Consider the following 3,171-nt stretch of genomic DNA (forward strand, 5'->3'; position numbering starts at 1 on the left):
CGACACGACCACCGGCGCGGCGATGTTGAGCTGGTGCGCGGTGCGCAACACGCGCGCGCCGTCGGCGGCATAGGGGAAGACGATCAATACGTCGGGCTTCGCGTCACGCAGGTTTGTCAGCTGTGGCGAAAGGTCAGTGGCATTCACATCGTAGGTCTGCTGTGCAACGACAGTGATGCCCACTTTCTTGAGGGCCGCTGTTGTCGCGCGCGCACCGTCGGTACCGAACGGCAGCGAGTTGTTGATGATCGCGGGTCGTTTAAATCCTTGCCTGGCTAGCAGATCTGCGATCGCAGCGGCGTCCTGTCGGTTCGCCGGACCGAAGCGGAAGTGATACGGCGCAGGCGGATCCGTCAGCGAGTCCGTGCCCGCAGACAGGATGAAATAGGGAATCTTGTCTTCCGTCGCAATGGGGATCATCGCTGCCGCCGGGGCCGACGGGTTCCCACCGATGATCAGCAACGCCTTGTCGTCTTCAGCGCAGCGCGACGCAAAGGTCGCCGTCAATTGCGGATCGGTCTTGCCGTCGTACGCCACAAGCTGGATCTTGTGGCCGCCAATGCCGCCTGCGGAATTGGCTTCATCAATCGCCATCTGCACTGCCTGATAACCCTGAGTGCCGGTATCTGCCGCAGCGCCGCTACGATCGTCGACGGAACAGATCACGATGGGATCGGCAGCGTACGCGGGCACAGCCCCCGCAAGCGTGAGCACCGCGAAGGACGTGAGTCCTGCCACTTTTGTCCGCCGGGTTCTCGCTTCCAGCCACTTAACGGGTAGTGCGTTGCTCACGGATGTCTCCTCGCGATAGGAATCGAATTTCGTCTGTTGCGCTTCAACAGCGACTTTTTGTCATTGGATGAACCTTTGGCTTTATCATAGGGGTGTTGAAATTCCGGTGTCAAGGAAACGTGGGTCGGGGTTTAACCTTGGTACCACGTACGCGCATACGTTCCCGAATGTACAAAAGAGGTGGACATGAATGATTGCTGCAACACCATGCACGGCGTCCAACTGGCCAGCGCTGGGAACGTCAGGCTCGCGAGCTTGCCTCGGCCTGTGGCCGGTGCCAATGAAGTGCTGCTGCGCGTCCTCGCGGCCGGTTTATGTCAGACGGATCTGCATATCCGCAGCGCGTCCGATTCGCGTACGCCGGATGGGACAACACTTGGACATGAGATTGCCGGGGTCGTCGAACAATGCGGCAATGGCGTGACTCGGTGGCGTCGAGGTGATCGCGTGGTCGTTCATCCTTGCTGGTCTTGCGGCATCTGCAGCGCCTGTTTGTCAGGGCGGCAGAACGCCTGCCGGCGCACCGCCAGCAGGCTCGCGCCGCCGCACACGCCGGGCGTCACCAGGAACGGCGGAATGGCCGACTACGTTAGCGTGCCTGAGCAATCGCTGGTTGCGATCGGCGACCTCGATCCCGCCATCGCCGCCACGTTGACCGACGCGGCGCTCACGTCCTATCACGCGATCAGAACCTGTGCGGAATTGCTTCATCCGGGCTCGACGACGGTCATCATCGGGCTTGGCGGGCTTGGCAATCTGGCGGCGCAGATTCTGCGCGCGACCACTGCGACCCGCATCGTGGCGGCCGATGTCTCGCCGCAGGCTATCGACGCCGCCCGACCCTGGGTCGACGTAAGCATGCGCGCGGATGCGGGCGATTTCGTCGACGCGATTCTCGAGACGACCGATGGATTCGGCGCCGACGTCGTACTCGACTTCGTTGGCAGCGATGCGACGCTTCGCCAGGCGGCGGCAATAGTCGGGCGCTACGGGGCAATTCGTGTGGTCGGCCTGTCAGGCGGCACCTATCCGTTTGTGGCGCGCTCAGCCGGCAACGCGCTACCGCGCGGCGTGTCGATCATGTGCCCTTATGGCGGCACTTACGGCGACCTCACCGCGGTGATCGCGCTGGCCCAGCGCGGCAAGATCCAGCCGCTCGTGACGCGCTTCGCGCTGCGCGACGCGATGCGCGCCTTCGATGCCTTGCAGGCCGGACAGATTCGCGGCCGCGCCGTGCTGATTCCGGATGGCGACGCCGCGACCGGAACCTGAACGCGCGGCAGCGGCGCATCATGCGGTCTGCGCTGCCGCTGCGATTGTTTGTCCGATCATCATGTCGGCCACTTTCTCGGCGGCCATCATGGTCGGGAAGTTGAGATTGCCGCTAGGGATATGCGGAAAGATCGATGCGTCGACGACGCGCAAAGCCTGTACGCCGCGCACCCGCGCCTCGTGGTCGGTCACGGCGAGTGGATCGTCGTCGGCGCCCATCCGGCAGGTGCACGACGGATGCCAGACCCCTACGCTCGCGGTACGCACGAAACTGCGCAACGCCTTTTCATCGCCGAGCAGTTCGGCAAGCGTGGCGCCGCCAGCGACCACCCGCGTCATGAGGAGATGCCGCAGTGGCGCAGGTCCGTCGAGCAGTGCCGCCAGCACGTCGGTAATCGTCTTGTTGCGGCGGCTCAGCAGCGCGACCTGCCTGACCTTCTCGCTGTAGCTCGCCGGGAACGGATCAGCCGTTACCTGCTGCACCGCCGCCAGCGCCTGCACGGCCGCCATGCGCCGGAACCCGTCCGCCAGCCGATCGAGGTCGCGCTCGTCGGCCATGAAATTGAAGTCCACCGCGGGTGCCACGCGCCAGTCCGCCGAAGTCAGCCTGACTTCCCCCGCGTTCGAAAACGGCTTGTTGACATACATCAGCAGCGTGCCGATCCGCTCACCGACGGCATGCCACGAAGTCTTGCTGACCACCGACACGAACATGTCACCCGCCGGTGCGCCGCCGAGCTGCGACGAATAGCGCCATCCCAACAGGATATGCCGCCGCGTCGCGTCATTCACACGTGCGCCTTTGCGGATGAACGACGCAAGCGCGATGGACGGATGCTCCATCAGATGCTGTCCCACGCCGTTCGACTCCGCGACTACGTCAATCCCGTGCTCGCGCAGATGCGCAGCGGGGCCGACGCCTGAGCGCATAAGAATTGCCGGCGACTGCAGCGCACCCGCACACAAAATGACCTCGCCCGCCCGCACCTCGGACGGACGGTCCGGCGCATCAATACGGATCCCGCAGCAGCGGGTACCGTCAAACAGCAGGCCGGCCACTTCGGTCTCAGTCCAGATCGTCAGATTCGGCCTGCGCCGTGTCTCGGC

Annotated in this window: 3 protein-coding genes; 1 reads left to right on the forward strand and 2 read right to left on the reverse strand. The window is 64.1% G+C overall.

Translation table 11 applies throughout. The features are described 5' to 3' along the window. A partial coding sequence (locus tag WCA85_RS13920) for an ABC transporter substrate-binding protein (protein ID WP_424064750.1) occupies positions 1 to 792 on the reverse strand: 792 nt, incomplete at its 3' end. Positions 793 to 999: 207 nt separating this feature from the next. Here WCA85_RS13920 and WCA85_RS13925 point away from each other — a divergent pair. Continuing rightward, the gene (locus tag WCA85_RS13925; RefSeq protein WP_424064755.1) at positions 1,000 to 2,064 is read left to right on the forward strand and encodes an alcohol dehydrogenase catalytic domain-containing protein; all 1,065 of its coding nucleotides are present in this window, start codon (positions 1,000 to 1,002) and stop codon (positions 2,062 to 2,064) included. 18 nt (positions 2,065 to 2,082) lie between these two features. Here WCA85_RS13925 and WCA85_RS13930 read toward each other — a convergent pair. Further along, positions 2,083 to 3,171 (reverse strand): GMC family oxidoreductase (locus WCA85_RS13930; protein ID WP_424064753.1); only part of this gene is annotated, 1,089 nt, incomplete at its 5' end.

Origin of the sequence: Paraburkholderia sp. (assembly GCF_049581445.1) — a bacterium.
Taxonomy (GTDB): Bacteria; Pseudomonadota; Gammaproteobacteria; order Burkholderiales; family Burkholderiaceae; genus Paraburkholderia.